Origin of the sequence: Rhizobium sp. BK661 (genome assembly GCF_024808825.1) — a bacterium.
In the GTDB taxonomy this organism is placed as follows: domain Bacteria; phylum Pseudomonadota; class Alphaproteobacteria; order Rhizobiales; family Rhizobiaceae; genus Rhizobium.
In genome coordinates this window covers 778,444-800,389 of sequence record NZ_JANTYT010000001.1, presented here as the reverse complement: position 1 = coordinate 800,389, position 21,946 = coordinate 778,444, and the positions used below count along the sequence as shown (strand labels likewise).

At 59.1% G+C, this 21,946-nt stretch carries 19 protein-coding genes and 1 tRNA gene; 5 read left to right on the top strand and 15 right to left on the bottom strand.

From position 1 onward, the window contains the following. Positions 1–44 precede the first annotated feature (44 nt). The 7 genes from FHX16_RS03910 to FHX16_RS03880 form a co-directional block, all read right to left on the bottom strand. Positions 45–884, bottom strand: coding sequence for a dipeptide ABC transporter ATP-binding protein (locus FHX16_RS03910; protein WP_259126546.1), 840 nt, complete (start codon positions 882–884; stop codon positions 45–47). Then, complete coding sequence (locus FHX16_RS03905) at positions 881–1,717, bottom strand: ABC transporter ATP-binding protein (protein ID WP_183860128.1); 837 nt, start codon at positions 1,715–1,717, stop codon at positions 881–883. The genes FHX16_RS03910 and FHX16_RS03905 overlap by 4 nt, the downstream gene beginning before the upstream one ends. Before the next feature lies 1 nt (position 1,718). Further along, complete coding sequence (locus FHX16_RS03900) at positions 1,719–2,609, bottom strand: ABC transporter permease subunit (protein WP_183860130.1); 891 nt, start codon at positions 2,607–2,609, stop codon at positions 1,719–1,721. A 9-nt stretch (positions 2,610–2,618) separates the two neighbouring features. Continuing rightward, positions 2,619–3,623, bottom strand: a complete 1,005-nt coding sequence (locus tag FHX16_RS03895) for an ABC transporter permease subunit (RefSeq protein ID WP_183752561.1) — start codon at positions 3,621–3,623, stop codon at positions 2,619–2,621. A gap of 90 nt (positions 3,624–3,713) precedes the next feature. Beyond that, positions 3,714–5,309: an ABC transporter substrate-binding protein gene (locus FHX16_RS03890; RefSeq protein ID WP_183860132.1), complete on the bottom strand. Its 1,596-nt coding sequence runs from the start codon at positions 5,307–5,309 to the stop codon at positions 3,714–3,716. Between the two features lie 331 nt (positions 5,310–5,640). Continuing rightward, the gene (gene rirA / locus FHX16_RS03885) at positions 5,641–6,123 is read right to left on the bottom strand and encodes an iron-responsive transcriptional regulator RirA (protein WP_016552831.1); all 483 of its coding nucleotides are present in this window, start codon (positions 6,121–6,123) and stop codon (positions 5,641–5,643) included. A gap of 211 nt (positions 6,124–6,334) precedes the next feature. After that, a complete protein-coding gene (locus tag FHX16_RS03880) occupies positions 6,335–7,831 on the bottom strand; it encodes a CoA-acylating methylmalonate-semialdehyde dehydrogenase (protein ID WP_183860134.1) in 1,497 nt (498 codons plus the stop codon). Between the two features lie 186 nt (positions 7,832–8,017). Between FHX16_RS03880 and FHX16_RS03875 the strand changes: the two genes are divergently transcribed. Then, a complete protein-coding gene (locus tag FHX16_RS03875; RefSeq protein ID WP_183860136.1) occupies positions 8,018–8,332 on the top strand; it encodes a putative quinol monooxygenase in 315 nt (104 codons plus the stop codon). Continuing rightward, positions 8,329–9,210: a LysR family transcriptional regulator gene (locus tag FHX16_RS03870; protein WP_259126541.1), complete on the top strand. Its 882-nt coding sequence runs from the start codon at positions 8,329–8,331 to the stop codon at positions 9,208–9,210. Before FHX16_RS03875 ends, FHX16_RS03870 begins: the two co-directional genes overlap by 4 nt. A gap of 21 nt (positions 9,211–9,231) precedes the next feature. Here the strand turns inward: FHX16_RS03870 and FHX16_RS03865 are convergent, their stop codons facing one another. The 4 genes from FHX16_RS03865 to FHX16_RS03850 all read right to left on the bottom strand — a co-directional run bounded on the left by FHX16_RS03865 (position 9,232) and on the right by FHX16_RS03850 (position 11,779). Beyond that, on the bottom strand, positions 9,232–9,699 hold the full coding sequence (locus tag FHX16_RS03865) for a DUF4174 domain-containing protein (protein ID WP_183860138.1): 468 nt from the start codon (positions 9,697–9,699) through the stop codon (positions 9,232–9,234). A gap of 65 nt (positions 9,700–9,764) precedes the next feature. Next, positions 9,765–10,220, bottom strand: a complete 456-nt coding sequence (locus FHX16_RS03860; RefSeq protein ID WP_183860140.1) for a hypothetical protein — start codon at positions 10,218–10,220, stop codon at positions 9,765–9,767. Positions 10,221–10,456: 236 nt separating this feature from the next. Continuing rightward, on the bottom strand, positions 10,457–10,702 hold the full coding sequence (locus tag FHX16_RS03855; RefSeq protein ID WP_016552825.1) for a helix-turn-helix domain-containing protein: 246 nt from the start codon (positions 10,700–10,702) through the stop codon (positions 10,457–10,459). A 492-nt stretch (positions 10,703–11,194) separates the two neighbouring features. Then, positions 11,195–11,779: a hypothetical protein gene (locus FHX16_RS03850; protein WP_259126537.1), complete on the bottom strand. Its 585-nt coding sequence runs from the start codon at positions 11,777–11,779 to the stop codon at positions 11,195–11,197. A gap of 460 nt (positions 11,780–12,239) precedes the next feature. Between FHX16_RS03850 and FHX16_RS03845 the strand changes: the two genes are divergently transcribed. After that, positions 12,240–12,851 (top strand): inorganic phosphate transporter, encoded by a 612-nt coding sequence (locus FHX16_RS03845; protein WP_183860141.1) that lies wholly within the window; start codon positions 12,240–12,242, stop codon positions 12,849–12,851. A gap of 58 nt (positions 12,852–12,909) precedes the next feature. Continuing rightward, positions 12,910–13,827, top strand: coding sequence for a polyphosphate kinase 2 (ppk2, locus tag FHX16_RS03840; RefSeq protein ID WP_183752579.1), 918 nt, complete (start codon positions 12,910–12,912; stop codon positions 13,825–13,827). Positions 13,828–13,949: 122 nt separating this feature from the next. Here the strand turns inward: ppk2 and FHX16_RS03835 are convergent, their stop codons facing one another. The 3 genes from FHX16_RS03835 to FHX16_RS03825 all read right to left on the bottom strand — a co-directional run bounded on the left by FHX16_RS03835 (position 13,950) and on the right by FHX16_RS03825 (position 15,807). Then, the gene (locus FHX16_RS03835; RefSeq protein ID WP_183860143.1) at positions 13,950–14,939 is read right to left on the bottom strand and encodes an aldo/keto reductase; all 990 of its coding nucleotides are present in this window, start codon (positions 14,937–14,939) and stop codon (positions 13,950–13,952) included. Between the two features lie 214 nt (positions 14,940–15,153). Next, a tRNA-His gene (locus FHX16_RS03830) sits at positions 15,154–15,230 on the bottom strand. A gap of 127 nt (positions 15,231–15,357) precedes the next feature. Beyond that, on the bottom strand, positions 15,358–15,807 hold the full coding sequence (locus FHX16_RS03825) for a phasin (protein ID WP_183752582.1): 450 nt from the start codon (positions 15,805–15,807) through the stop codon (positions 15,358–15,360). Positions 15,808–16,020: 213 nt separating this feature from the next. Between FHX16_RS03825 and FHX16_RS03820 the strand changes: the two genes are divergently transcribed. Beyond that, positions 16,021–19,743 (top strand): PAS domain-containing sensor histidine kinase, encoded by a 3,723-nt coding sequence (locus FHX16_RS03820; protein ID WP_183860145.1) that lies wholly within the window; start codon positions 16,021–16,023, stop codon positions 19,741–19,743. A 222-nt stretch (positions 19,744–19,965) separates the two neighbouring features. On the opposite strand, the gene FHX16_RS03815 is transcribed toward FHX16_RS03820, so the two are convergent. Beyond that, positions 19,966–21,918, bottom strand: a complete 1,953-nt coding sequence (locus FHX16_RS03815) for an acetoacetate--CoA ligase (RefSeq protein ID WP_183860147.1) — start codon at positions 21,916–21,918, stop codon at positions 19,966–19,968. Between the last annotated feature and the right edge of the window lie 28 nt (positions 21,919–21,946).

The window sequence follows — 21,946 nt, the reverse complement described above, 5'->3', positions numbered from 1 at the left end:
TCTCTTATCGTTCCGGCACTCCCGGAACGGGGAGAACCATATTCCTATGACGCGGCGAGTGCCGCACTCTTGCGCGCAAGGCGAGCCTTAATGGTGTCGACATCGGCGCGCGGTGTCGCAGCAAACAAGGTCTTCGTATAGCTGTGCTGCGGATCGTTGAAAACCTGATCCCGCGCGCCATACTCCACAGCCTCACCGAAATACATCACCATGACGTCGTCGGCCATGTAGCGAACGACCGAGAGATCGTGGCTGATGAAGACATAGGTGAGGTTCAGCTCGTCCTGCAAATCCGCGAGCAGATTGAGAACCTGAGCCTGGACCGAAAGGTCGAGTGCAGACACCGGCTCATCGAGAACCAGGAGCCGCGGCTTCAGCATCAAAGCGCGGGCGATCGCGATACGCTGGCGCTGGCCGCCGGAGAACATGTGCGGATAGCGATTGAAATGGATCTCCTGCAGGCCGACCTTCTTGAGCATCGCCATCGCCAATTCGCGCCGCTCGGGGGCGGGCGTATCGGTGTTGATGATCAGGGGCTCCATCAGGATGTCGCCGATCTTCTTGCGCGGGTTCAGCGAGCCGTAGGGGTTCTGGAAGACAATCTGCACCTTACGGCGAATTTCCGGTGTCAGATCGCCTGCAGCGATATCGACCTTCTTGCCGTCGATGAAGAGATCGCCACCGCTCGCCGGATCGATCATCGTGACGATGCGGGCGAGCGTCGACTTGCCGCAACCGCTTTCGCCGACGATCGCCAGTGTCTTGCCCTGCTCCACCTTGAAGCTCACACCCTTGACGGCATGTACGGTTCTCTCCTTCTTGAAGAGACCGCCCGGCAGATAATAGTTGCGGACAATGTTCTTTGCTTCGAGGACTGGCGTCATTGGGCCGCTCCCTTGAAAATCTCGCCGATGGTCGGCAGTCGGTCACCGGTGGCGTTTTCCGGCAGGGCGGCGAGCAGTGCTCTCGTGTAGTCGCTCTTCGGAGACTCGAAGAGCGACAGGACGTCGGCCTCTTCCATCTTGCGTCCTTTGTACTGCACGATCACGCGATCGGCCGTCTCGGCGACCACGCCCATGTTGTGGGTGATCATGATGAGACCCATGCGGTGCTCCGTCTGCAGCCGCATCAGCAGATCGAGGATCTGCTTCTGGATGGTGACGTCGAGTGCGGTAGTCGGCTCGTCGGCAATCAAGAGCTTCGGATTGCAGGCGATCGCGATGGCGATCATGACGCGCTGGCACTGGCCGCCCGACATCTGGTGCGGGAAGTGGCCGAGCCGTTCGGCCGGGTTGGGAATGCCAACAGCCTCGAACAGCTCAATCGCGCGCTTCCGCCGCGCAGCCTTATCAAGCCCGAGATGGATCCGCAGGACCTCCTCGATCTGGAAGCCTACGGTGAAGCACGGATTGAGGCTGGCGATCGGCTCCTGGAAGATCATCGACATATCCTTGCCGATGATCTTGCGTCGTTCGCTTGCCGACATGCCAAGCAGATTGCGGCCGTCAAAGACCATCTTGTCTGCCGTCACCTTTGCGGTCCACGGCAGGAGGCCCATCGCAGCCAGCATGGAGACCGACTTACCGGATCCCGACTCGCCAACGATTGCCAGGACTTCGCCCGCATCAACCTTCAGCGATACGCCATCGACGGCACGAAACGGACCCGTGGAGGTCTGGAACTCGACGACGAGATTTTCGATTTCAAGAAGTGCCATCTCAGGACCTCTTCAGTTTGGGGTCGAGCGCATCGCGCAGTCCGTCGCCCATCAGATTGATAGCGAGAACGGTGATCAGAATGCAAAGACCCGGGAAAGTGACGAGCCACGGAGAGCTCTGGAAGAATTCGCGCGCATCGGCGAGCATCGTGCCCCACTCCGATGTCGGAGGCTGGGCGCCCATGCCAAGGAAGCCGAGAGCTGCGGCATCGAGGATCGCAGCGGAGAATGCGAGTGTCGCCTGAACGATCAGCGGCGCCAGGCAGTTCGGCAGGATCGTCTTGAACATGAGACGGAAAGTGCCTGCGCCGGCCACGCGCGATGCGACAACATATTCCTTCTCGCGCTCGCTGATCACGGCGGCGCGCGTCAAGCGCACGAAATGCGGCTGGTTGACGATCGAGATGGCGATCATGGCGTTCAGCAGGCCCGGTCCGAGAACGGCGACCAGCACCAGAGCGAGCAGCAGCGACGGGAAAGCCAGGATAATATCCATGACGCGCATGATGAAAGTATCGGTGCGGCCGCGGAAATACCCGGCGACAAGACCGAGCAGCACGCCGGCGACAGCCGAAAGCGACGCGACGACAAGGCCGATGAACAGAGAGAAGCGCGTTCCATAAATCAGGCGCGACAGCATATCGCGACCGACGGCATCGGTTCCAAGCAGGAACATCGGGTTGCCTTTTTCCGCCCAAACCGGCGGGACGCGCTGCATGCCGTCGAAAGGAACGTTCGGATCATGCGGTGCAATCAACGGCGCGAAGATCGCCATCACCAGCACCAACAGAAAGACGCCGAGGCCGATGACGGCGCCCTTGTTGCGGGAGAAGTAATACCAGAACTCAGAGAGCCCTGACGGCTGGGTCGACTTGGTGGTTATCGCACTCATAAGCCGCTCCTAGTGACGAATACGTGGATTGATGAGACCGTACATGAGGTCAACGATCAGGTTGACGATCATGATGATGCCGGCAATGAGCAACAGGCCGCCTTGCACAACGGTGTAGTCACGCTTGAAGACGGCATCGACCATCCATTTGCCGATGCCCGGCCAGGAAAAGATCGTTTCCGTCAGGATCGCGCCGCCGAGCAGCACGCCGACCTGCAGACCGATCGACGTCACGACCGGGATCATCGCGTTGCGAAGCGCGTGCAAGCCGACGACGCGCAAGGGCGCTAGGCCCTTCGAGCGAGCGGTTCGTACATAGTCTTCACCGAGCACTTCCAGCATGGCCGAGCGCGTCTGGCGCGCGATGACCGCAAGCGGAATGGTGCCGAGGACGATTGTCGGCAGGATGAGCGAGACGAACGCCGACTTGAATGCACCGGCCTGGCCGGAGAGCAGACTGTCGATCAGCATGAAGCCGGTCACCGGCTTGAAGAAATACATCAGCGAAATACGACCGGACACGGGCGTCCAGTGCAGCGTGTTCGAGAAGAGAACGATGAGCAGCAGGCCCCACCAGAAGATCGGCATCGAATAGCCGACGAGGGCAACGCCCATCACGCTCTGGTCGAACCAGGTTCCTCGCTTGACCGCGGCAAAGACGCCGGCGGGAATGCCAAGCACGATGGCAAAAATGATCGCGCAAAGCGAAAGCTCGAGCGTCGCCGGGAAGAGCGAGCCGAATTCCTGCAGAACCGGGCGCTTGGTAACGATCGACGAACCGAGATCGCCTTGCACCACGTTGCCGAGGTAATCAAGGTATTGAACGTAGACCGGTCGATCGAGGCCGAGATCATGCATGACCTGGGCATGGCGTTCCGGCGCCATCACGCGCTCGCCCGACATCAGCATGACCGGGTCACCGGGCAGCAGTCGGATGAACGAGAAGGCGATGAGTGAAACGCCGATGAAGGTTGGGATCAGGATCGCAAGGCGTCCGATGAGAAATCGCAACATTGGCAAGTGTCCATAGTGTTCCGGCGGTCAGGTATCAAACCTGACCGCCGGCCAAGCCCGGGATTGCCGGGCATCTTTGCATAATTTTGATTACTCGGCGATATCAACGCCGTCGAAACGGTGAACACCGACCGGATCCTGCACGTAGCCGGAAACCTTGGCGCTCATCGGTACGAATTCCGTGGAGTGATCGATGGTCGCCCACGGAGCTTCCTTCTTGAAGACGACCTGTGCCTGTTCGTAGAGCTTGGTGCGCTCTGCGACGTCGGCGGTCTTCTTGGCCTTCTTCACGAGATCGTCGAATTCCTTGTTGCACCACTGCGCGCGGTTGTTGCCGCCAACGGCTTCGCAGCCGAGCAGAGTGTCAAGGAAGTTGTCCGGGTCGCCGTTGTCGCCGGTCCAGCCGAGGATCGCAGCACCGTCGCGGGCCTTGTCCTTGGAGAGCTTCAGGTATTCAGCCCATTCATGGGTGACGATGTCGACCTTGACGCCTACCTTGGCGAGGTCAGCCTGCATCAGTTCAGCGGCGCGACGTGCGTTCAGCATGTACGGGCGCGAAACCGGCATTGCCCAGATCTTCATCGAGAGATCCTTGACGCCAGCCTTTTCGAGCATCTTCTTTGCTTCGTCCGGGTTGTAGACGTCATCCTTGATGTCGTCGTTATACGACCACATCGTCGGGGGGATCGGGTTCTTGGCAACCTGGCCGGCGCCCTGGAAGACGGCCTGGACGATCGCCTGCTTGTTGATCGCCATGTTCAGCGCCTGACGCACTTCGGCCTTGTCGAACGGGGCCTGGAGCGTGTTGTAGGCGAGGTAGGAAACGTTCAGGCCCGGCTGTTCCAGAACCTTGAGGCTCGAGTCCGTCTGAAGATCCTTGACGTCAGCAGCGTTCGGGTAAGGCATGATGTGGCATTCGCCGGCCTTCAGCTTCTGAGCGCGGACGGAAGCGTCCGGGGTGATCGCGAAAACGAGATCGTCGATCTTTTCCTTGCCCTTGAAGTAGGTTTCGTTGGCCTTGTAGCGGATGACGGCATCCGGCTGGTAGGCAACGAAGGTGAACGGACCGGTGCCGAGCGGCATCTGGTTCATCTGTTCCATCTTGCCGTCAGCCTGCAGCTTGTCGGCATATTCCTTGGACACGACGGACGCGAAGTCCATTGCGAGGTCGGCAAGGAACGGTGCTTCCGGATGGTTCAGCGTGAACTTGACGGTCAGGTCATCGACCTTCTCGACCGACTTGATGAGTTCCGGGAAGCCCATGCCAGCAGCATATTCGTAGGAAACGCCAGCAACGTACTTCGCCCACGGGCTATCAGCCTTCAGCTGGCGCTCGAACGAGAAGACGACGTCGTCAGCGGTCAGATCACGGCTTGGCGTGAAGAATTCCGTCGTCTGGAACTTTACGCCCGGACGCAGCTTGAAGGTGTAGACCGTACCGTCGTCGGAAACCGTCCAGCTTTCGGCCAGGCCCGGCTCGATTTCGGTCTTCCCGTGCTGGAACTCGACGAGACGGCTATAAACCGTACGCGAGGAAGCGTCGAAGGTGGTGCCTGCAGTGTAGATGCCCGGATCGAAGCCTTCCGGCGACCCTTCGGAGCAGTAAACGAGCGTTTTGGACCAGGCTGCGGATGCCATGGCCGAAGCCAGGACCGTCGCGGCCAGCAAGACAGACATCTTTTTCATGATATCATTTCCCAGATTTGTTCTTTTATTTGAGACCCCGGGGGACCCCGGAATGACGGCAGATGGAACGACATTTGTTTGCTGAAATCAACGACCGAAGTGGAAAATTTTTCCACGCGGACAACTTTAGTAATTTTCCGCCAAAAATGGGCCGTATTTAGAAATAATCGGACTGGATAAACTCGATTCTTGTCGCATTTGGTATAATTTCGCGTCGATGGCGACTTTTGCGCACACGCTTCACGCGAATTTACCGACAAAAACTCCCCTAAAACGGAACGGCCGCGGCGCTTGACGCAGCCACGGCCTATCAAAACTTTGTCATCGCTGATCAGGCGGCGGGTGCCGCCACGCGAGGCTTGCGGTGTTCCTGTTCGCCGGTCAGGCCAAGCAGGAAGTTGATCTGCGGTCGTGCCTTGACGAGGTCGTCGATCGAATATTGCGTCAGCACGTCGAAGAAGGCGTTGAGGGCCTTGCGCAAGGCAGAGTTCAAACCGCAGCTATCGACAAGCGGGCACTCGACCATGCCGTCGTCTTCGAAGCATTCTGCCATCGCAAAACTGTCCTCAGTGACGCGAACGACGTCGAACAGGCTGATGTCCTTCGCCGGCTTGCCGAGCCGCACGCCGCCGTTGCGGCCGCGGACGGTTTCAACGAGACCTGCCTTGTTGAGGGGTTGCAGGATCTTGAACAGGAACAGTTCAGAAACGCCGTATGCCCTCGCAATCTCAGGAATCCGGCTCAACTGCCCATCGTTGGCAGCACAATACATCAACATGCGAACCGCATAGTTGGTCTGCTTGGTCAAACGCATGCCGATCTCCAGAATCGTCGTCTACAATCGTCTATATAGGGGCTTTGCTAGTTTTGAACAATTCCAAAATATGAAAACCATATTCACCTTATGTGAGACCGATTGCCGCGACAATTGCTTCTGCAACAGTTCCCAGGTGCCTACGCGCCGACATCCCGAAATGCAAATTGGGGGCCGCAGCCCCCAATTCGATAAGGTTCGTTCCTTTGCCTTACTTCATCGTCGGCATGACGAACTCGGCGCCGTCCTTGATGCCTGAGGGCCAGCGGGCGGTGATCGTCTTGGTCTTGGTCCAGAACTTGATCGAGTCCGAACCGTGCTGATTGAGGTCGCCGAAGCTTGATGCCTTCCAGCCGCCGAAGGAGTGGTAGGCGAGCGGAACCGGGATCGGCACGTTGATGCCGATCATGCCGATGTTGATGCGCGATGCAAAGTCGCGGGCGGCATCGCCGTCGCGGGTATAGATCGCGACGCCATTGCCGTATTCGTGCTTCATCGGCAGATCGAGGGCTTCCTCGTAGTTCTTGGCGCGGACGACGGAAAGGACCGGCCCAAAGATCTCGGTCTTGTAGATGTCCATGTCGGGCGTGACATGATCGAACAGCGTGCCGCCGACGAAGTAGCCGTCCTCGTATCCCTGCAGCTTGAAGCCGCGGCCATCGACGACGAGCTTGGCACCCTGCTCCACACCGCGGTCAATGAGGCCGTTGACCCTGTTATAGGCGTCCCTGGTGACGAGCGGACCCATGTCGGCCTTGTCGTCGGTGTAAGGGCCGATGCGCAGCGACTCGATCTTCGGTGCCAGCTTCTCGACCAAGCGGTTGGCGGTGTCCTCACCGACCGGCACGGCGACGGAGATCGCCATGCAGCGTTCGCCGGCAGAGCCGTAGCCTGCGCCCATCAGAGCGTTGACGGCCTGATCCATGTCGGCATCCGGCATGATGATCATGTGGTTCTTGGCGCCGCCGAAGCACTGGGCGCGCTTGCCGTTCATGGCAGCCGTTCCATAGACGTAACGGGCGATGGGTGTGGAGCCGACGAAGGAAACAGCACCGATATCGGGATCCGTGAGGATCGCGTCGACTGCAGCCTTGTCGCCGTTGACGACGTTGAGGATACCGGCCGGAAGACCAGCTTCGATCATGAGTTCTGCCAGGCGGATCGGAACGGACGGATCGCGCTCGGACGGCTTCAGGATGAAGGCGTTGCCGCAGGCGATTGCCGGCGCAAACATCCACATCGGGATCATGGCCGGGAAGTTGAACGGGGTGATGCCCGCGCCGATGCCGACTGCCTGGCGCATCGAGTACATGTCGATTGCCGGACCCGCGCCCTCGGTAAATTCGCCCTTCTGGAGGTGCGGGATGCCGCAGACGAATTCGCAGACTTCCAGACCGCGGACGATGTCACCCTTCGAATCCTCGACCGTCTTGCCGTGCTCGGTGGACAGGAGGGTGGCGAGTTCATCCATATGCTTGTTCAGCAGCTCGACGAACTTGAAGAAAACGCGTGCACGACGCTGCGGGTTGGTGGCGGCCCACTTCGGCTGAGCGGCCTTGGCGTTCTCGACCGCGGCGCGCATGTCCTCGACGCTCGCGAGCGCTACCGTTGCCTGAACTTCACCGGTGGCCGGATTGTAGACATTGCTGGTGCGGCCGCTGGTGCCGGCGACATGCTTGCCGCCGATGAAATGACCAATCTCACGCATGAGTGCTCCTCCTGTTTTTTGGATGGCGAACATTCGCACTACAATTTGCACAAATCAATGAGCTGCGATAAGCAACCGTTGTGCACAAATTGAAGCCCAGCAAATCGAGCTGCGCTTCCTCAAGGCCTGCAAAGGACATGACCAGACTACCACGGCCGGCCCAAACTGGAGAGGAGATAGTGCTCGATGAGCGGGAAACTGGTTGTCAGAATAGCGGAGCTCGAGATCGACTCCGATCAGCTTGAATCCTATCGGGCTCTGCTGGCCGAGGAGATCGAGGCGTCCGTCGCATTGGAGCCCGGCGTTCTGTCGCTGAATGCGGTCTCCGTCAAGGACAGTCCCAACAGCATTCGTATTCTCGAGGTGTACGCGAGCCAGGCGGCGTATGAAGCACACCTGCAGACTCCGCATTTCCTCAAATACAAGAGCGCGACCGCGGGTATGGTGACGTCCCTGACGTTGCTCGACGTCGATCCAATCGCCATGCACGGCAAGCCATGAACTGGGACGACGTTCGCATCTTCCTCGCCGTTGCCCGCACAGGTCAGATCCTGGCCGCATCAAAGAGGCTGGGTCTAAACCACGCCACGCTCTCGCGGCGCCTTACTTCGCTGGAGGAGGCACTGAAGAGCCGCCTCTTCGTCCGCCGCACAAACGGCTGCGAACTGACGGCGGAAGGCGAGGTTTTCCTTGCCTCCGCAGAGCGAATGGAAACCGAAATCCTTTCCGTGCAGGCCAATCTCGGTCGCACGGATACGGCAATCGCGGGAACCGTGCGCGTGGGAGCACCGGATGGTTTCGGGGTTTCGTTTCTTGCGCCCCGCATCGGTCGGCTGATCGAGCGCCATCCGGAACTGAAGATCCAGCTTGTGCCGGTGCCGCGGTCGTTCTCACTCTCACAGCGCGAGGCCGATATCGCCATCACGCTGGAGCGGCCCGAGCAAGGCCGCCTGGTCTCGGCCAAACTGACCGACTACACGCTCGGACTTTATGCGTCGAGGAGCTACGCCGAACTCAATGGCCTGCCCGCCGATGCAGAGCAGTTGAAGCAGCATCGGCGTATCGGCTATGTCGAGGATCTGATCTTCTCGCAGTCGCTGAATTTCACCGGAGAGGTGATGCGCAACTGGAACGCCGGCTTCGAGATTTCATCGGCGACGGGGCAGACAGAAGCGGTGCTCTCAGGCGCCGGCATCGGCATCCTGCATGATTACATCGCGCGCCAGCACCCGGCACTCGTACGCATCCTGCCGGATATTTCGATCCGGCGGGCATATTGGACGACATTTCACGAGAGCGCGCGGGAACTCGTGCGGGTGCGCACGGTTTCCGATTTCCTGCAGGAACTCGTCGCTGCCGAGCGCCACATATTCCTGTGACACCGGCGCAGCGCATGATGGTCAATCACGCCTGTCAGGCTCGTCGCTGATCTGCTGCTTCTCTGCAGCGACCTCCGCTGCGCGCACTGGCATGCCATCGACAATCGTGAACAATTCGCCGCTCGTGATCGGCTCGCCGACCTTCAGTTTCACCGTCCCGTCCTTGCCGACAAGAAAGGCGACAAAATCTCCAACCGTCGGATTGCCGAGTTCGCTTGCGATCGCCGCAGCGTCGAGATTTTCACCTGCCCCGAAAAGCACTCTCACGCTACCGCCGACAATCTTGAGAAGGACGATGTCGCGTTCCTGCAAGGAATCCCGATTGGCAAGGAGTTGATTTTCCTGACGCGCGGCCCGTGCATTCTTCTTATCCGCGAAGATGACCAGGACGCGATTGCGCCATTGAAACTGCTCGAGACTTGTGAGGGCGGAATAGGCGCTGTTGTCCTCATCCACCTTGGTGGCACCATATAGAAGCGTTTTCGACATGCACATTATCTCCTCTCGACGGAACGTCGAAGGAGTATGGACGGTTCCATCCACCGCAACGGGGCTCAGCTGCGCCAGGATTTCCGCAATTGCCAGATGGCACCGAGCAGCACCAGCAACAAGGCTATGCTGCCGTAGGACAGGGAAACCTGCGCCAGTTGATCCAGCCTCGGCATGGATCCAGCTGCCGCGCCCGGCGCAGAACTTGAGCCAAGAGCATAGGCGCCGCGCAGGACGGCGACGAACGCGACGATCAGTCCGGCCATGTCGATGAAGCGCGCATGTGCCCTCATGCCATCGATGACAACGGTCGCAAGGCCGCAGAGAAATGCCACCGGTAACAGATAGGCAGCGCCGCCCAGGAGCGGAAAGTCGCCGAGAACAACATCGTCGGATTCACCCAGGGAACTAACCTTCAGGATCGGCAGCAAGACCGCGAGAACGGAAAAGACGGCAAGCACACCGCGCTTGATGATTTCGTTCAAGTCAATCCGCGTGGCGCCAATGCGTACCCGGCTCATTCTACCTCCCCGATACAGTAAACCACCGCAGCGCGGTGGCGCTCGGCTCGTTCGAGGGAGATTTGCTATGAAGTTGCTAACGCACCGCACAATCAGCGACGGTAAAACTACCCTTTGCGGGCAAAAGCGTTCAGCCGGTTCGGAGGGAAAAGTTAAAGAAGGATTAAGGGTCGTTTTAAGGTGCCTGAAGGCAGGCAAGGCCAGGCGGCAAATGCCGCCCGGCCCTGAGATTATGTTCACATCGGAACAAACGATGAGACCGGCACCTGCAGTGCAGAGGCGATCCGCTTGAGCTTGGCGGGATCAGCATCCTCACCGCTCTCGATTTCCTCAATCTCATTAACAACCAAACCGCAGGTTACTGCGAGGTCGTCGACGCTATAGCCGACCGCCTCACGAGCGGCACGTACAGCACCGGCTACATTCACGGCCGAAACGGCGGTAGCCTTGGATGCATCCAGATTGCTGAGCGAAATGGACATTTAAGTCTCCTTCTGAAATCACTCTGAATTAGCCCCCGGCGGGAAAATGGCACTCCCGATCACGATTTGCAATGCAGTATGGTTAATTCGTGATCGGCCAGAGCCCGCCAGCGGGAAGCCGAACCGGGTCCTAAAACCCCATTGTCCTTTGTAAGCAAAGCACATTTGCCTGACAGTCCCGCCCGCTTCATCCACGCTGCCATCGATGTAAAAAACGGCCGGCACGCGGCGATTTGTCACCTATTTTTAGGCATTCACATCGGCTTGAGGACGAATCATTGCGATCGAAATCGGGCAAATGAGACAAGAGCCAAGGCTCCTGGTTAGGCGCATCGGCAAAGACCAATGCGTGGCCGGACTTGCTTCGAAAAGGGGCAAGGCATTTTCCGAAGCAAGTCCAGGCCGAGCGGATAAAGGTGGGATCCAACGATACCGCTAGGTCAAGGGATCATGTAGCGGGTGGCCCGAAGATCACGCGCCTCAACGTGGCTGTCACGCAAACTTGGCGGACAAAGCGACGTCTTCCTCAGAAGCGTCCTCAGAGCTTCCGGTCGGGACGACGAACAGCAATGCGTGGGCAAACAAGATCGCCGAGCCCAGCAGGGCCGCGTAGGCGAGCAGGATTGTACCCATCGGCACCGCGAAGTTGAGTTGCGGCAGCGCGCCGAGCATCATCGGCACGTACCAGGAGACGGCCGAAATCGCACCAGAGACGATAAACACACTGCGATGCGACGACGGCAGGCCTTCCATGATCGAACGACCGATCTGCTTCTTTACGCGCGGAAGGATGACGGAGTGGATAAAGCCGCCGTTGACGGTCAGGATGAGCACGATGGTCATCTTGGCCCAGATCTTCTCATTGCCCAGCTTCGCCGGATCGAACGCACCATAATAAGTGAGAAAACCAAGTCCTGTGGCCCAGAGCAGGATCAGGCCCCAGTTAACGACTTTAGAGCCGAACTTGAAGACCTTCCAATGATCTTCGGTGATCTTGCCTCTCACCAAAAACCGCAACACAAGAAGATCGAGCACTGTTGCGGCGCCAAGCCCGAGTGCCAACCCAATGAAATGCACTATTCTCAATGCAGACTTGATTGATACTGCAGGATCTTGGCTGAGAGTCTGAATAAGGAGAGTAAATCCCATACTTATGCACCTTTCATTCTTTGGATCACAGCGTTGGAACGCAGGTAGGTCTGAGTGTCAGGACACGGGAAATCGCACCAGGCGCCGATATCGATCGGCATCTACAAGTGAGCGAATTAACGTTCCGACAGTCTGTGATCCCTCTTTGGTGCCCCGTTCCCCGGCAATGGATTTATTAGTAAAGAATGAACAAAGGGCGGCGAGAAGGTGGCTGAACCGCGTCCATGTAGAGATATCGCAATGTATCTTTGCCTAATTCAAGGAAAGCCGCACGTATAAGATGAGAAATTCTTTGCACTCAATGCACAGGCCGGGCGCCTGATGTCACAGGAGCTTCATTCTATGGGAATAGACCCGACTAAGGACCAGTCCCAAGAGGAGCCGAAAGATGACAATAGTTCAGGGTGAAGAACATCGTCACGATCGAGCGAGCCACCCACTGGAGGGACGCAGCGCAGCAAGATGGTTCCTCCCAGTCTTCTTGATCCTGCTCCTTGCAGGACTTGGTTATGTTGCCTACGCGCTTGGCCCGGAGCTAACCAGCGCCGCCGCCGTTCCCTGGATTCTGCTTGGGATCGCGCTGCTCATTGCGCTCGGCTTCGAGTTCGTAAACGGCTTTCATGACACGGCCAACTCCGTTGCGACCGTCATCTACACACGGTCGATGCCGGCGGAACTTGGGGGGCTCGGCACAATGGTCGGCTGGAAGCGCATTGTCGTCACGGTCGGCGAGAAAATCGGCAAGACGCACTTGACCTATGGCCAAGGTGCCGCTGCCGAAGTCGTGGCAATGGCAACGATCGGTGCAGCCGATCACCTGGGATTGCCGGTTTCCACGACACATGTACTATCGTCCGGTGTGGCCGGGACGATGGCCGCGAACGGCTCGGGGCTGCAATGGTCGACGGTCAGGAACATGCTGATGGCGTGGATTTTGACACTTCCTGCCTCGATCATGATCGCCTTTCTTTTGTTTGTCGTCTTGCGCCAATTGTTCTGACGCCGGCTCGGCAACCATACTTCAAACCTTGCCACGAACGCATTGAGGGTGAACGTCCATGAACAACAAATCCGACACCGAACATTCAGATTGGCTTGAGGCCGAACTGGCCGACACCCTCGATGAGGATTATGAGCTGGAACTCTCGGAACCGGCACTCTCCGACGCAATCCGCAAGATCTATCGAAACGCCCATCCGGTCTCGATCCCGAGGCTCGACTATTTCCGCGCGCTGTTGTCGCTGCAGGCGGAGTTGATCAAGCTTCAGGATTGGGTGGTCTATAACAAAGAGAAGGTCGTCGTGATCTTCGAAGGTCGCGACTCCGCAGGAAAGGGCGGCGTGATCAAACGCATCACGCAGCGCCTCAATCCGCGTGTCGTCCGCACCGTCGCTTTGCCCGCCCCTTCCGACCGCGAGAAGACGCAGTGGTACTTCCAGCGCTACGTGCCGCATTTGCCAGCCGGCGGTGAAATCGTCCTCTTCGATCGCTCCTGGTACAATCGCTCTGGCGTTGAGCGCGTCATGGGATTTGCGACCGAGGACCAGGTCGATCAATTCTTCAACGACGTTCCAGAATTCGAGCGCATGCTCGTCCGTTCCGGCATCCGGCTCGTCAAGTACTGGTTCTCGATCACCGACGAAGAGCAGCAGATGCGCTTCCTCGTTCGCATTCACGATCCCCTGAAGCAGTGGAAGCTGTCGCCGATGGACCTGCAATCGCGCGTCCGCTGGGAGGCCTATACGAAGGCCAAGGAAGAGACTTTCGCGCGCACCAATATTCCCGAAGCGCCGTGGCATATCGTGGAAGGCAACGACAAGAAGCGTGCGCGACTGAACTGCATCGATCACCTGCTGCAGCAAATACCTTATGGCGATGTTCCGCACGAGGAAATAACGCTGCCCGACCGAGTCTTCAATCCCGACTACGAGCGCAAGGTGCTGCCGCAGGAGCTCTACGTTCCCCCGAAGTATTGACCCGCCTTGTGTCTGACGGGCTACGCGCCAGACAGGACCTCCGCGTGACGACGCATCCAGCCAAGTGCTCCGGCCGGTCGCAAGACGGTCGGCTCGCGTGCGGCCCTGCGGGTCTAGCGCAGTTAGAACCGCTGGGGCGCCGCCGGTCTGTTTCCGGTGATTGTGTCGATCCGGTCGAGCACGTCTGGCGTCAATTTGTCCCTATGCGAAAGGGCGGCAAGATTATCCTGCAACTGACTTGTGCGCGATGCGCCAAGAATGACGGTCGAGACGTTCTTGTTGGCCAGGCACCACAGCAGAGCCAGGTGCGTGATCGATATCCCGATCTCGTCTGCAAGCTTCGCCAACTCGCGGACCTTTGCGAGCTGGGCGCGGCCTGCATCGCTCGATAGCTTCTCCTTCAGCCACTCGTATCCGGGAAGGTTCATGCGGCTGTCAGCCGGCACACCGTCATTGTATTTGCCGGTGAGGACGCCCGACGCAAGCGGCGACCAGATCGTGGTTCCGAGACCCAGAAGATCGTAAAGTGGCCGATATTCGGCTTCCACCTTCTGGCGCTCGAATATGTTGTATTGGGGTTGCTCCATCGTTGGCGGCGTGATGCGAAGATCTCGCGCGACGGCATAGGCTTCGGTCAACTGCTGCGCCGACCATTCCGAGGTTCCCCAGTAGAGGATCTTCCCCTGCGCCACGAGATCGTGCATCGCCCGAACCGTCTCTTCGATCGGCGTATCGATATCCGGCCGGTGGCAGAAATAGAGGTCCAGGTACTCGACCTGCAGCCGTTTCAGCGCGGCGTGAGCGGCATCGGTCACGTGCTTGCGCGACAGCCCGCGTTGCGTCGGCTTCTCACCACCCCAGAAGACCTTGCTGGAGACGATGAAGCTATCGCGGCTCCAGCCGAGCGTCTTGAGCGCTTCGCCCATGACACGTTCGGATTTTCCACTCTCATAGCCTTCGGCATTGTCGAAGAAGTTCACACCGTTGTCATAGGCGAGCTTCATCAGGCTGACCGCATCGCCGCCCTCCACCTGCTTGCCAAAGGTGACCCAAGATCCGAAGGAGAATTCGCTGACTTTCAGGCCTGATTTGCCAAGACGACGATACTCCATCACGAATCTCCTACGAATGTTTATAAGAAACCAGCCGGGCGGCTGTTCGTAGCGAACCTAGCCTTATCGCGCTCGGGTGCAAGGCAAAAAGTGAGAGTGCGGAGTGAAGGACCTGCCGCGGAAAGGCGGGCGAGGCGACATCGCTCGTCGGAGCGACGTATAAGGATGGCTTCTTCACCACCCGCGTACTGCAACTAATTTTCTTGGGGGAGAATGGTACGGTTGGGGGGTCTCGAACCTCCGACCTCAGGTGCCACAAACCTGCGCTCTAACCAACTGAGCTACAACCGCACAAATCGCGTCCGACGCGACGGGGGTCACATACGAGGACTTGGAAATTAATTCAAGTCCTATCTCTCCCCAATATACAAAAAGGCCGGACAAATGGTCCAGCCTCTTCGTGTGTCGTCTCGAAAAATCAGGCCGCCTTGAAGGAGGCCATGACCTTTTCAGCAGCTTCCTTGGAAGGCTTGGCAAGCTTTTCGGCAACCTGCTTGGAGGTTTCCTGCATCGCCTTGGCCTGCTCGATCGTCAGCTCGACCTGCTTGCGCAGGAAGGTGGTCTGCAGTTCGACGAGTTCGGCGACCGACTTGACGGCAAGCAGAGCTTCCATGTGCGTCAGCGAGTTTTCGGCGTTCGTGCGCAGAGCGTCGATTGCCTTGTGGCCGATTTCAACGGCGCCGGCCTGGGCGGTCTGAACCGTTGCTTCGAGCGTCTTGCTCGCATCCTCGCCAGCGGTCTTCATCTTCGCGTAGGCTTCGCGCGACTGCTGCGCGCCCTTTTCCGCGAAATCCCGGAAGGATTCAGTGAACTTGGAAGGATCAAACGACGACATTGAAAAAACGTCGTCCATCTTTATGCTCGCCATTGGTTTGTGCTCCTTTTGCCTCGGCATGGATATCGCCTCGTAGGTTAGATGTTCATTATATAGCGCAAGTTTTTGTGCATTGCAACATCTTTGTGCGTCGCACAACGTGTTAACCTTTTCGGCCGAAAACCGAGGGCTGTTCTGGACCCCATTCCGGCCTATCGTTATTAATAGACTATTAATTTCAGAATGACCGAAGCTGAAGGTTCGATCATGCCCGCAGTCCAATATCCGTTCATCGACATCGCCGTGCATCCACGCGTGCGGGAACGTTTTTCGCGCGGCGAAGCGATGGTGCTGCTTTCGGCGGATCTCAGCCGTGCTCTCTGGGCAAACGGCGCTGGCGCTGAACTCTTCGGGCAATCGGCAGTCTACGACCTGCTGGACCAGGGCATCGACGGCGCCGACATCACCTTTCGCCAGTTGCAGGTGACAGCCCGGCAGCTTGTGAATGTGGGCGACAGCCGCAACTTCATGATCCGAATTGCCAGGGGCTTCCAGCGCGTTGCCGTTCAGGCAACGGTAGAACTAATCCGCCTTTCCTCGGGCGAGCGCGCCGTTCTCCTGTCGCTGCCGGTCGCGACTCGTGCACTGTCGATCAAGGCCTCCGCAGAACAGATGCTCAAAGGGCTCGACGACCCGGATACGCATATGGCTGTAATCGGCGCTGGCGGCGAAATCATCGCCGCCTCCCCCGGTTTCGCAGCGCTCAGTGTCACACAGCAGACCGCCAAGGCCATGACCACGATGGCCGGCGATCATGCCGATCGATTGGTGAAGCGGCCCGTCGCGACCGGCAAGGGCTACCTTCCGGCGGCCGTCGGACGACTCAGCGATGAGCCGGTGCTCAATCTGCTTTTTGCGGTGGAAACCGTCATCGGGCACCTCGACCCGATTGACACCCCGACGGCCCCTGAAGACGACTTATCCACAGCCGCCGTTAACCATAACGAGGCGCCAGAGACAGCAAACTTCGTCGATGCGATCGATGCAATTGCCGGCATCGAAGACCTGGAAGAGCCTCTCGACGAGAACCTCCATGAAAGCGATGTCGTGGAAGCGGTGAACTCGGACCCTGCTGCAATCGCCGAAGAAGCGATGGACGCCGAGCCGGCTCCTGAGGTGATGAGCCACGAGGACGGGCCGGTATCGGAAAACGCCGGTGAGTCGCCCGCGCCGGTCGAAGGACACTCTGTCCAAGCCTATGCGGACGTACCGGCAATGGAAACAATATCGGATGGAGCCGGGAACGAGCCGGGTTCTATCGCCTCGAGCGAGGAATCGACGGCGGCCGGAGAGATTCCGGCAGAAACGCCAGCTGTGGAAAGCCCGGGGACAACCGATCATGGTGTCGAAATCGCTGCAGAGAGAGAGCAGCCGGAACCTGAGCCGGCTGCCAAGGCTGATGCCTTCGTTTTCCACCCGAACAGCCGCGCCACCCGCTTCGTCTGGAAAATCGACGCGGCAGGGCGGTTCAGCGAGGTGTCAAATGAGTTTGCCGAAGCGGTGGGACCGCATGCGGCTGATATCATCGGCACGCCGTTCAGCGACATTGCGGCGCTCTTCAATCTCGATCCTGAAGGCAAGATCAGCGAAGCTCTGGCGCGCCGCGACACCTGGTCCGGCAAGACGATTCATTGGCCAATCGAGGGAACGAGCCTGGCCGTACCGGTCGATCTCGCAGCCCTGCCCACCTATACACGCAGCCGCGAATTCGACGGCTTTCGAGGATTTGGCGTCGTGCGCCTGTCCGATGCGGCCGAAGACCCTCTGGCGCTTGGACTGACGCTTGGTCCGAACGGCTTGATCGATGACGCCGCAATACCCGACCAGCCAGAGGCCTCCGAGGATGATGCGGCGCCGGCGCGCGCCGAAGAAGTGGCGGCCAGCGACGAGACAGAGGCAACGACGCCCCCATCCGAAGCGCCCGCCGCAGAGGAACCTGCTACCGCCGACTCTGACGATGAAGTGAGGACCGAGCTGTCAGTCAATCCGTCGCCAGCCGCCGAGCCGCCGGCCTTGCGGATTGTCGAAACCCCAAGCCGTCGCCTGACGGACAAGATCGTGCAACTGCATGGCGTCGGCCCGCGGCTAACCTCGGCCGAGCAGGCAAATTTCCGCGAGATCGCCAAACGGCTCGAAGCCTTCGGCGTCCGAGAGCCGGAAGTGCGCGACGAAGAGCCTACGGTGAGCGAGACTGAACGGCATGACGCGCCCGCAGCGGATACGCAGGCAATCACCGGGCATGTTGATGAAGCGGCCACAGACGCCTCGTTTGAAGATCAAGACATCACCAAGGCTGAGGCCGGTGAAGGCGAGACGGTCGATACCAGCGAGCCTGGTGAAGACGATGTGACCGAAGGGCTGGAAGAAACCGTCAGCCAAATGGATATGCTGGCAAGCTTCATTCCGCCGCGCGCCAAAATGATCGGGGGACTGTCCGCCGCGACCGTCGACCAGCTCCCCGTCGCCGTCCTCGTGCACGCCGGCGACGAATTGATCCACGCGAACCCGGAGTTCATGCGACTGACCGGCTACAACACGCTTGAGGAATTAAGCGAGGTGGGCGGCATCGATGCGCTGCTGCAGCGCTCGGAGCTCGAAGGCAGCGCCGGCAGCTCCGGCTCGATGATGCTGGTAACGGCCGACGATAGTCTCATTCCAGTCACGGCACGGCTGCAGTCCATTCGCTGGGAAGAAAGCAGCGCCTTGATGCTCGCCCTGATGCCGGCAGCAAGTGATGCGGTGGTTCCGACGCGACCTGTGCCGCCTGCGGAGCCCCGCTCCTTCGAAAGGATGCTGGAGAAGGTCGCCAAGCTGCAGGTGGAGGTCGAGGAGCTGCGGTCGATCCTCGAAACGGCAACAGACGGGGTCGTGGTGATCGGCGCGGAGGGTGACATCCGTTCGATGAATCGCTCCGCCAGCGCGCTTTTTAATTACGACGAGGACGAAACCCGCGGGAAGCCGTTCGTCATGCTGTTTGCGCATGAGAGCCAGAAGGCTGTACTCGACTACCTCGGCGGCCTGTCGGGCCATGGCGTCGCAAGCGTGCTCAACGATGGCCGCGAAGTGATCGGACGCGAGGCCGGCGGCGGTTTTGTGCCGCTCTTCATGACGATGGGACGGCTCACCTCCTCCAGCGGCTATTGCGCGGTCATTCGCGACATTACCCAATGGAAACGCACGGAAGACGAACTTCGAAACGCCAAGAGCGCTGCGGAGACCGCCAACGAACACAAGACGGATTTCTTGGCGCGTGTCAGCCACGAGATTCGCACACCGCTCAATGCAATCATCGGCTTTTCCGACATGATGGCAACCGAGCGCTTCGGTCCCATCGGGCATCCGCGCTATGTCGAATACGCCAATGACATCGGTCGTTCCGGCCGCCACGTCCTCGACATCGTCAACGACCTGCTGGACATCTCGAAGATCGAGGCCGGGGAAATGGAACTGGACTTCGGCGCCATCGACCTGAACAATGCGATTTCGGAGGCAGTTTCGTTGCTCCAACCGCAGGCAAACAGCCAACGCGTGATCATCCGCACCGCCCTCTCCCAGGCTGTGCCCGATGTCGTTGCGGATCTTCGCTCGATCAAGCAGATCGCGCTCAACGTCCTTTCCAACTCGATCCGGTTCACGCCGGCTGGGGGGCAGATCGTCGTATCAACCTCCTACGAGGCAAACGGCAGCGTCGTCTTGCGCGTGCGTGATACCGGTGTCGGCATGACGCGCAGCGAACTCGAGCAGGCCATGAAGCCATTCCGCCAGGTTTCCGCACAGTCGCGACACCGCGGTGACGGCACGGGGCTTGGCCTGCCGCTCACCAAGGCGATGGTAGATGCCAACCGCGCGATTTTCGCGATTAGCTCCGCACCCAACGAAGGAACATTGGTCGAGATCGCCTTCCCGTCGCAGCGGGTCCTCGCAGGCTGAACAAAAGAAGGCAGCCAAAAGGCTGCCTCAGAGTTTGGGTGCTGTTCAACAAGGGCTTAGTCAGTCCAACATCATGTTTTGGGAGCCAACCGCTCCGGCTGCATCGTTCATGCGCAGCCCCAAGTTGAATTCACTTCTGACCAACGTCTCTTAACAAAAGGTTGCCACGGTCCTCAATCTCTCAAAGGTGAAAGCTTGTAACCGGCTCGTTATTTCTCTCGGTCAGATACGCAATTCCTCGAGCCCCGCAAACAGCTCCAGTGCCTCTGGATTGGCGAGCGCCTCCTTGTTCTTGACCGGCCGGCCGTGGACGATTTCGCGCACGGCAAGCTCGACGATCTTGCCCGACTTGGTGCGGGGAATATCACTGACGGCAACGATCTTCGCAGGTACGTGGCGAGGCGAGGCGCCGGTGCGAATGCGGCTCTTGATCGCCTTCGTCAATTCCTCGGTAAGGGCTGCGCCGGGCGCCAGGCGAACGAAGAGAACGACTCGGACGTCGTCATCCCATTCCTGGCCGATGCAGAGCGCTTCTGCGACTTCGCCCATCTGCTCCACCTGGTTGTAGATCTCGGCCGTTCCGATGCGGACGCCGCCGGGGTTGAGCGTGGCGTCGGATCGTCCATGAATGACGATGCCGTTATGCTCTGTCCACTCGGCAAAGTCGCCGTGGCACCAGACGTTGTCGAAACGCTCGAAATAGGCTGCCTTGTACTTTGCGCCGTCCGGATCGTTCCAGAACATCACGGGCATCGAAGGGAAGGCCTTGGTGCAAACGAGTTCGCCCTTTTCCTGCCGAACCGGCTTGCCGTCGTCATCCCAGACATCCATCGCCAGACCAAGGCCGGGGCCTTGGATCTCGCCACGCCAGACCGACTGCAAAGGATTACCGAGGACGAAACAGGAGACAATGTCCGTCCCTCCGGAAATGGAAGCGAGTTGCACGTCTTCCTTGATACCTTCATAGACGAAGGTGAAGCCCTCGGGCGAAAGCGGTGATCCGGTCGACGTCATCAGCCGCAGGCTGGAAAGGTCGTGGCTTGTTCGTGGTGTCAGCCCGCTCTTGCGGACCGCGTCGATATACTTCGCCGACGTTCCAAAAACGGCGAACTTCTCGGTTGCGGCAAAGTCGAACAGCACATTCCCATCGGGCGCGAAAGGCGAGCCATCGAAGAGGCAGACAGTGGCCCCGACCGCCAGTCCGCTTACCAGCCAGTTCCACATCATCCAGCCGCACGTGGTGAAATAGAAGAGCTTTTCGCCGGGTTGAATGCCGCAATGCAGCCGGTGTTCCTTGAGATGTTGCAACAATGTGCCGCCGGCGGAGTGCACGATGCACTTCGGAACGCCGGTCGTTCCCGACGAGAAGAGAATATAGAGGGGATGGGAAAACGGCAGCCGCGTGAACTCGACCGGACGTGGTTCAAAGGACGCAATGAAGTCTTCCAGCGTCTTGCCACCCGGTGTCTCGTTGACAACAGAGGCTGCATCGCCGGCATAGTGGACGACGAGGCAGGGCACGCCAAGTTGCCTTGTCACGGCCGCGACCTTGGTCTTCACATCCTGCAGCTTGCCGCCGTACCAATAGGCGTCACAGGCGATAAAGAGCTTCGGCTCGATCTGACCAAACCGATCGAGCACGCCCTGCTCCCCGAAGTCTGGCGAACACGACGACCAGATCGCGCCGATCGAAGCGGCGGCCAGCATACAGGCCACCGTTTCCGGCATGTTCGGCATCATCGCCGCAATGCGATCCCCGGAGCCGACGCCCATCGCCTTGAACGCCTGCTGCAGCCTGGAAACTAAATCGCGCAGCCGATCCCAGCTCCAGCGGTCGGCGACCTTGTCCTCGCCGCGAAAAATCAGGGCATCGTCGGCGCCTTCTTGGCAAAGCAGATTCTCGGCAAAATTCAGGGTGGCATCAGCGAAGAAGCGCGCATCCAACATGACATCGCCATTGATAAGCGCCGGCATTCCGCGCTCGCCTTTGACACCGCAGAAGTCCCAGACGGATGTCCAGAACCGCTCCCGATCAGCGACAGAAAATGCGTGCAGTTCGCCATAGCCTGCCAGTGAGAGCCCAAAGTCGCGGTTGCACTTCTTCATGAAGGCATACATCGGACTTGCCTCGATCGATGCCTGAGATGGCACCCAAAGTGGCTTATCGTCGCGCATTCGACACTCCTTCTGTTCGCTCGCCTAT

Bases quoted from the DNA above. Each gene is read 5' to 3' on its own strand.
- FHX16_RS03910 (WP_259126546.1), bottom strand. From the start codon at position 884: ATGACGCCAGTCCTCGAAGCAAAGAACATTGTCCGCAACTATTATCTG.
- FHX16_RS03905 (WP_183860128.1), bottom strand. From the start codon at position 1,717: ATGGCACTTCTTGAAATCGAAAATCTCGTCGTCGAGTTCCAGACCTCC.
- FHX16_RS03900 (WP_183860130.1), bottom strand. From the start codon at position 2,609: ATGAGTGCGATAACCACCAAGTCGACCCAGCCGTCAGGGCTCTCTGAG.
- FHX16_RS03895 (WP_183752561.1), bottom strand. From the start codon at position 3,623: ATGTTGCGATTTCTCATCGGACGCCTTGCGATCCTGATCCCAACCTTC.
- FHX16_RS03890 (WP_183860132.1), bottom strand. From the start codon at position 5,309: ATGAAAAAGATGTCTGTCTTGCTGGCCGCGACGGTCCTGGCTTCGGCC.
- rirA (WP_016552831.1), bottom strand. From the start codon at position 6,123: ATGCGTTTGACCAAGCAGACCAACTATGCGGTTCGCATGTTGATGTAT.
- FHX16_RS03880 (WP_183860134.1), bottom strand. From the start codon at position 7,831: ATGCGTGAGATTGGTCATTTCATCGGCGGCAAGCATGTCGCCGGCACC.
- FHX16_RS03875 (WP_183860136.1), top strand. From the start codon at position 8,018: ATGAGCGGGAAACTGGTTGTCAGAATAGCGGAGCTCGAGATCGACTCC.
- FHX16_RS03870 (WP_259126541.1), top strand. From the start codon at position 8,329: ATGAACTGGGACGACGTTCGCATCTTCCTCGCCGTTGCCCGCACAGGT.
- FHX16_RS03865 (WP_183860138.1), bottom strand. From the start codon at position 9,699: ATGTCGAAAACGCTTCTATATGGTGCCACCAAGGTGGATGAGGACAAC.
- FHX16_RS03860 (WP_183860140.1), bottom strand. From the start codon at position 10,220: ATGAGCCGGGTACGCATTGGCGCCACGCGGATTGACTTGAACGAAATC.
- FHX16_RS03855 (WP_016552825.1), bottom strand. From the start codon at position 10,702: ATGTCCATTTCGCTCAGCAATCTGGATGCATCCAAGGCTACCGCCGTT.
- FHX16_RS03845 (WP_183860141.1), top strand. From the start codon at position 12,240: ATGACAATAGTTCAGGGTGAAGAACATCGTCACGATCGAGCGAGCCAC.
- ppk2 (WP_183752579.1), top strand. From the start codon at position 12,910: ATGAACAACAAATCCGACACCGAACATTCAGATTGGCTTGAGGCCGAA.
- FHX16_RS03835 (WP_183860143.1), bottom strand. From the start codon at position 14,939: ATGGAGTATCGTCGTCTTGGCAAATCAGGCCTGAAAGTCAGCGAATTC.
- FHX16_RS03825 (WP_183752582.1), bottom strand. From the start codon at position 15,807: ATGGCGAGCATAAAGATGGACGACGTTTTTTCAATGTCGTCGTTTGAT.
- FHX16_RS03820 (WP_183860145.1), top strand. From the start codon at position 16,021: ATGCCCGCAGTCCAATATCCGTTCATCGACATCGCCGTGCATCCACGC.
- FHX16_RS03815 (WP_183860147.1), bottom strand. From the start codon at position 21,918: ATGCGCGACGATAAGCCACTTTGGGTGCCATCTCAGGCATCGATCGAG.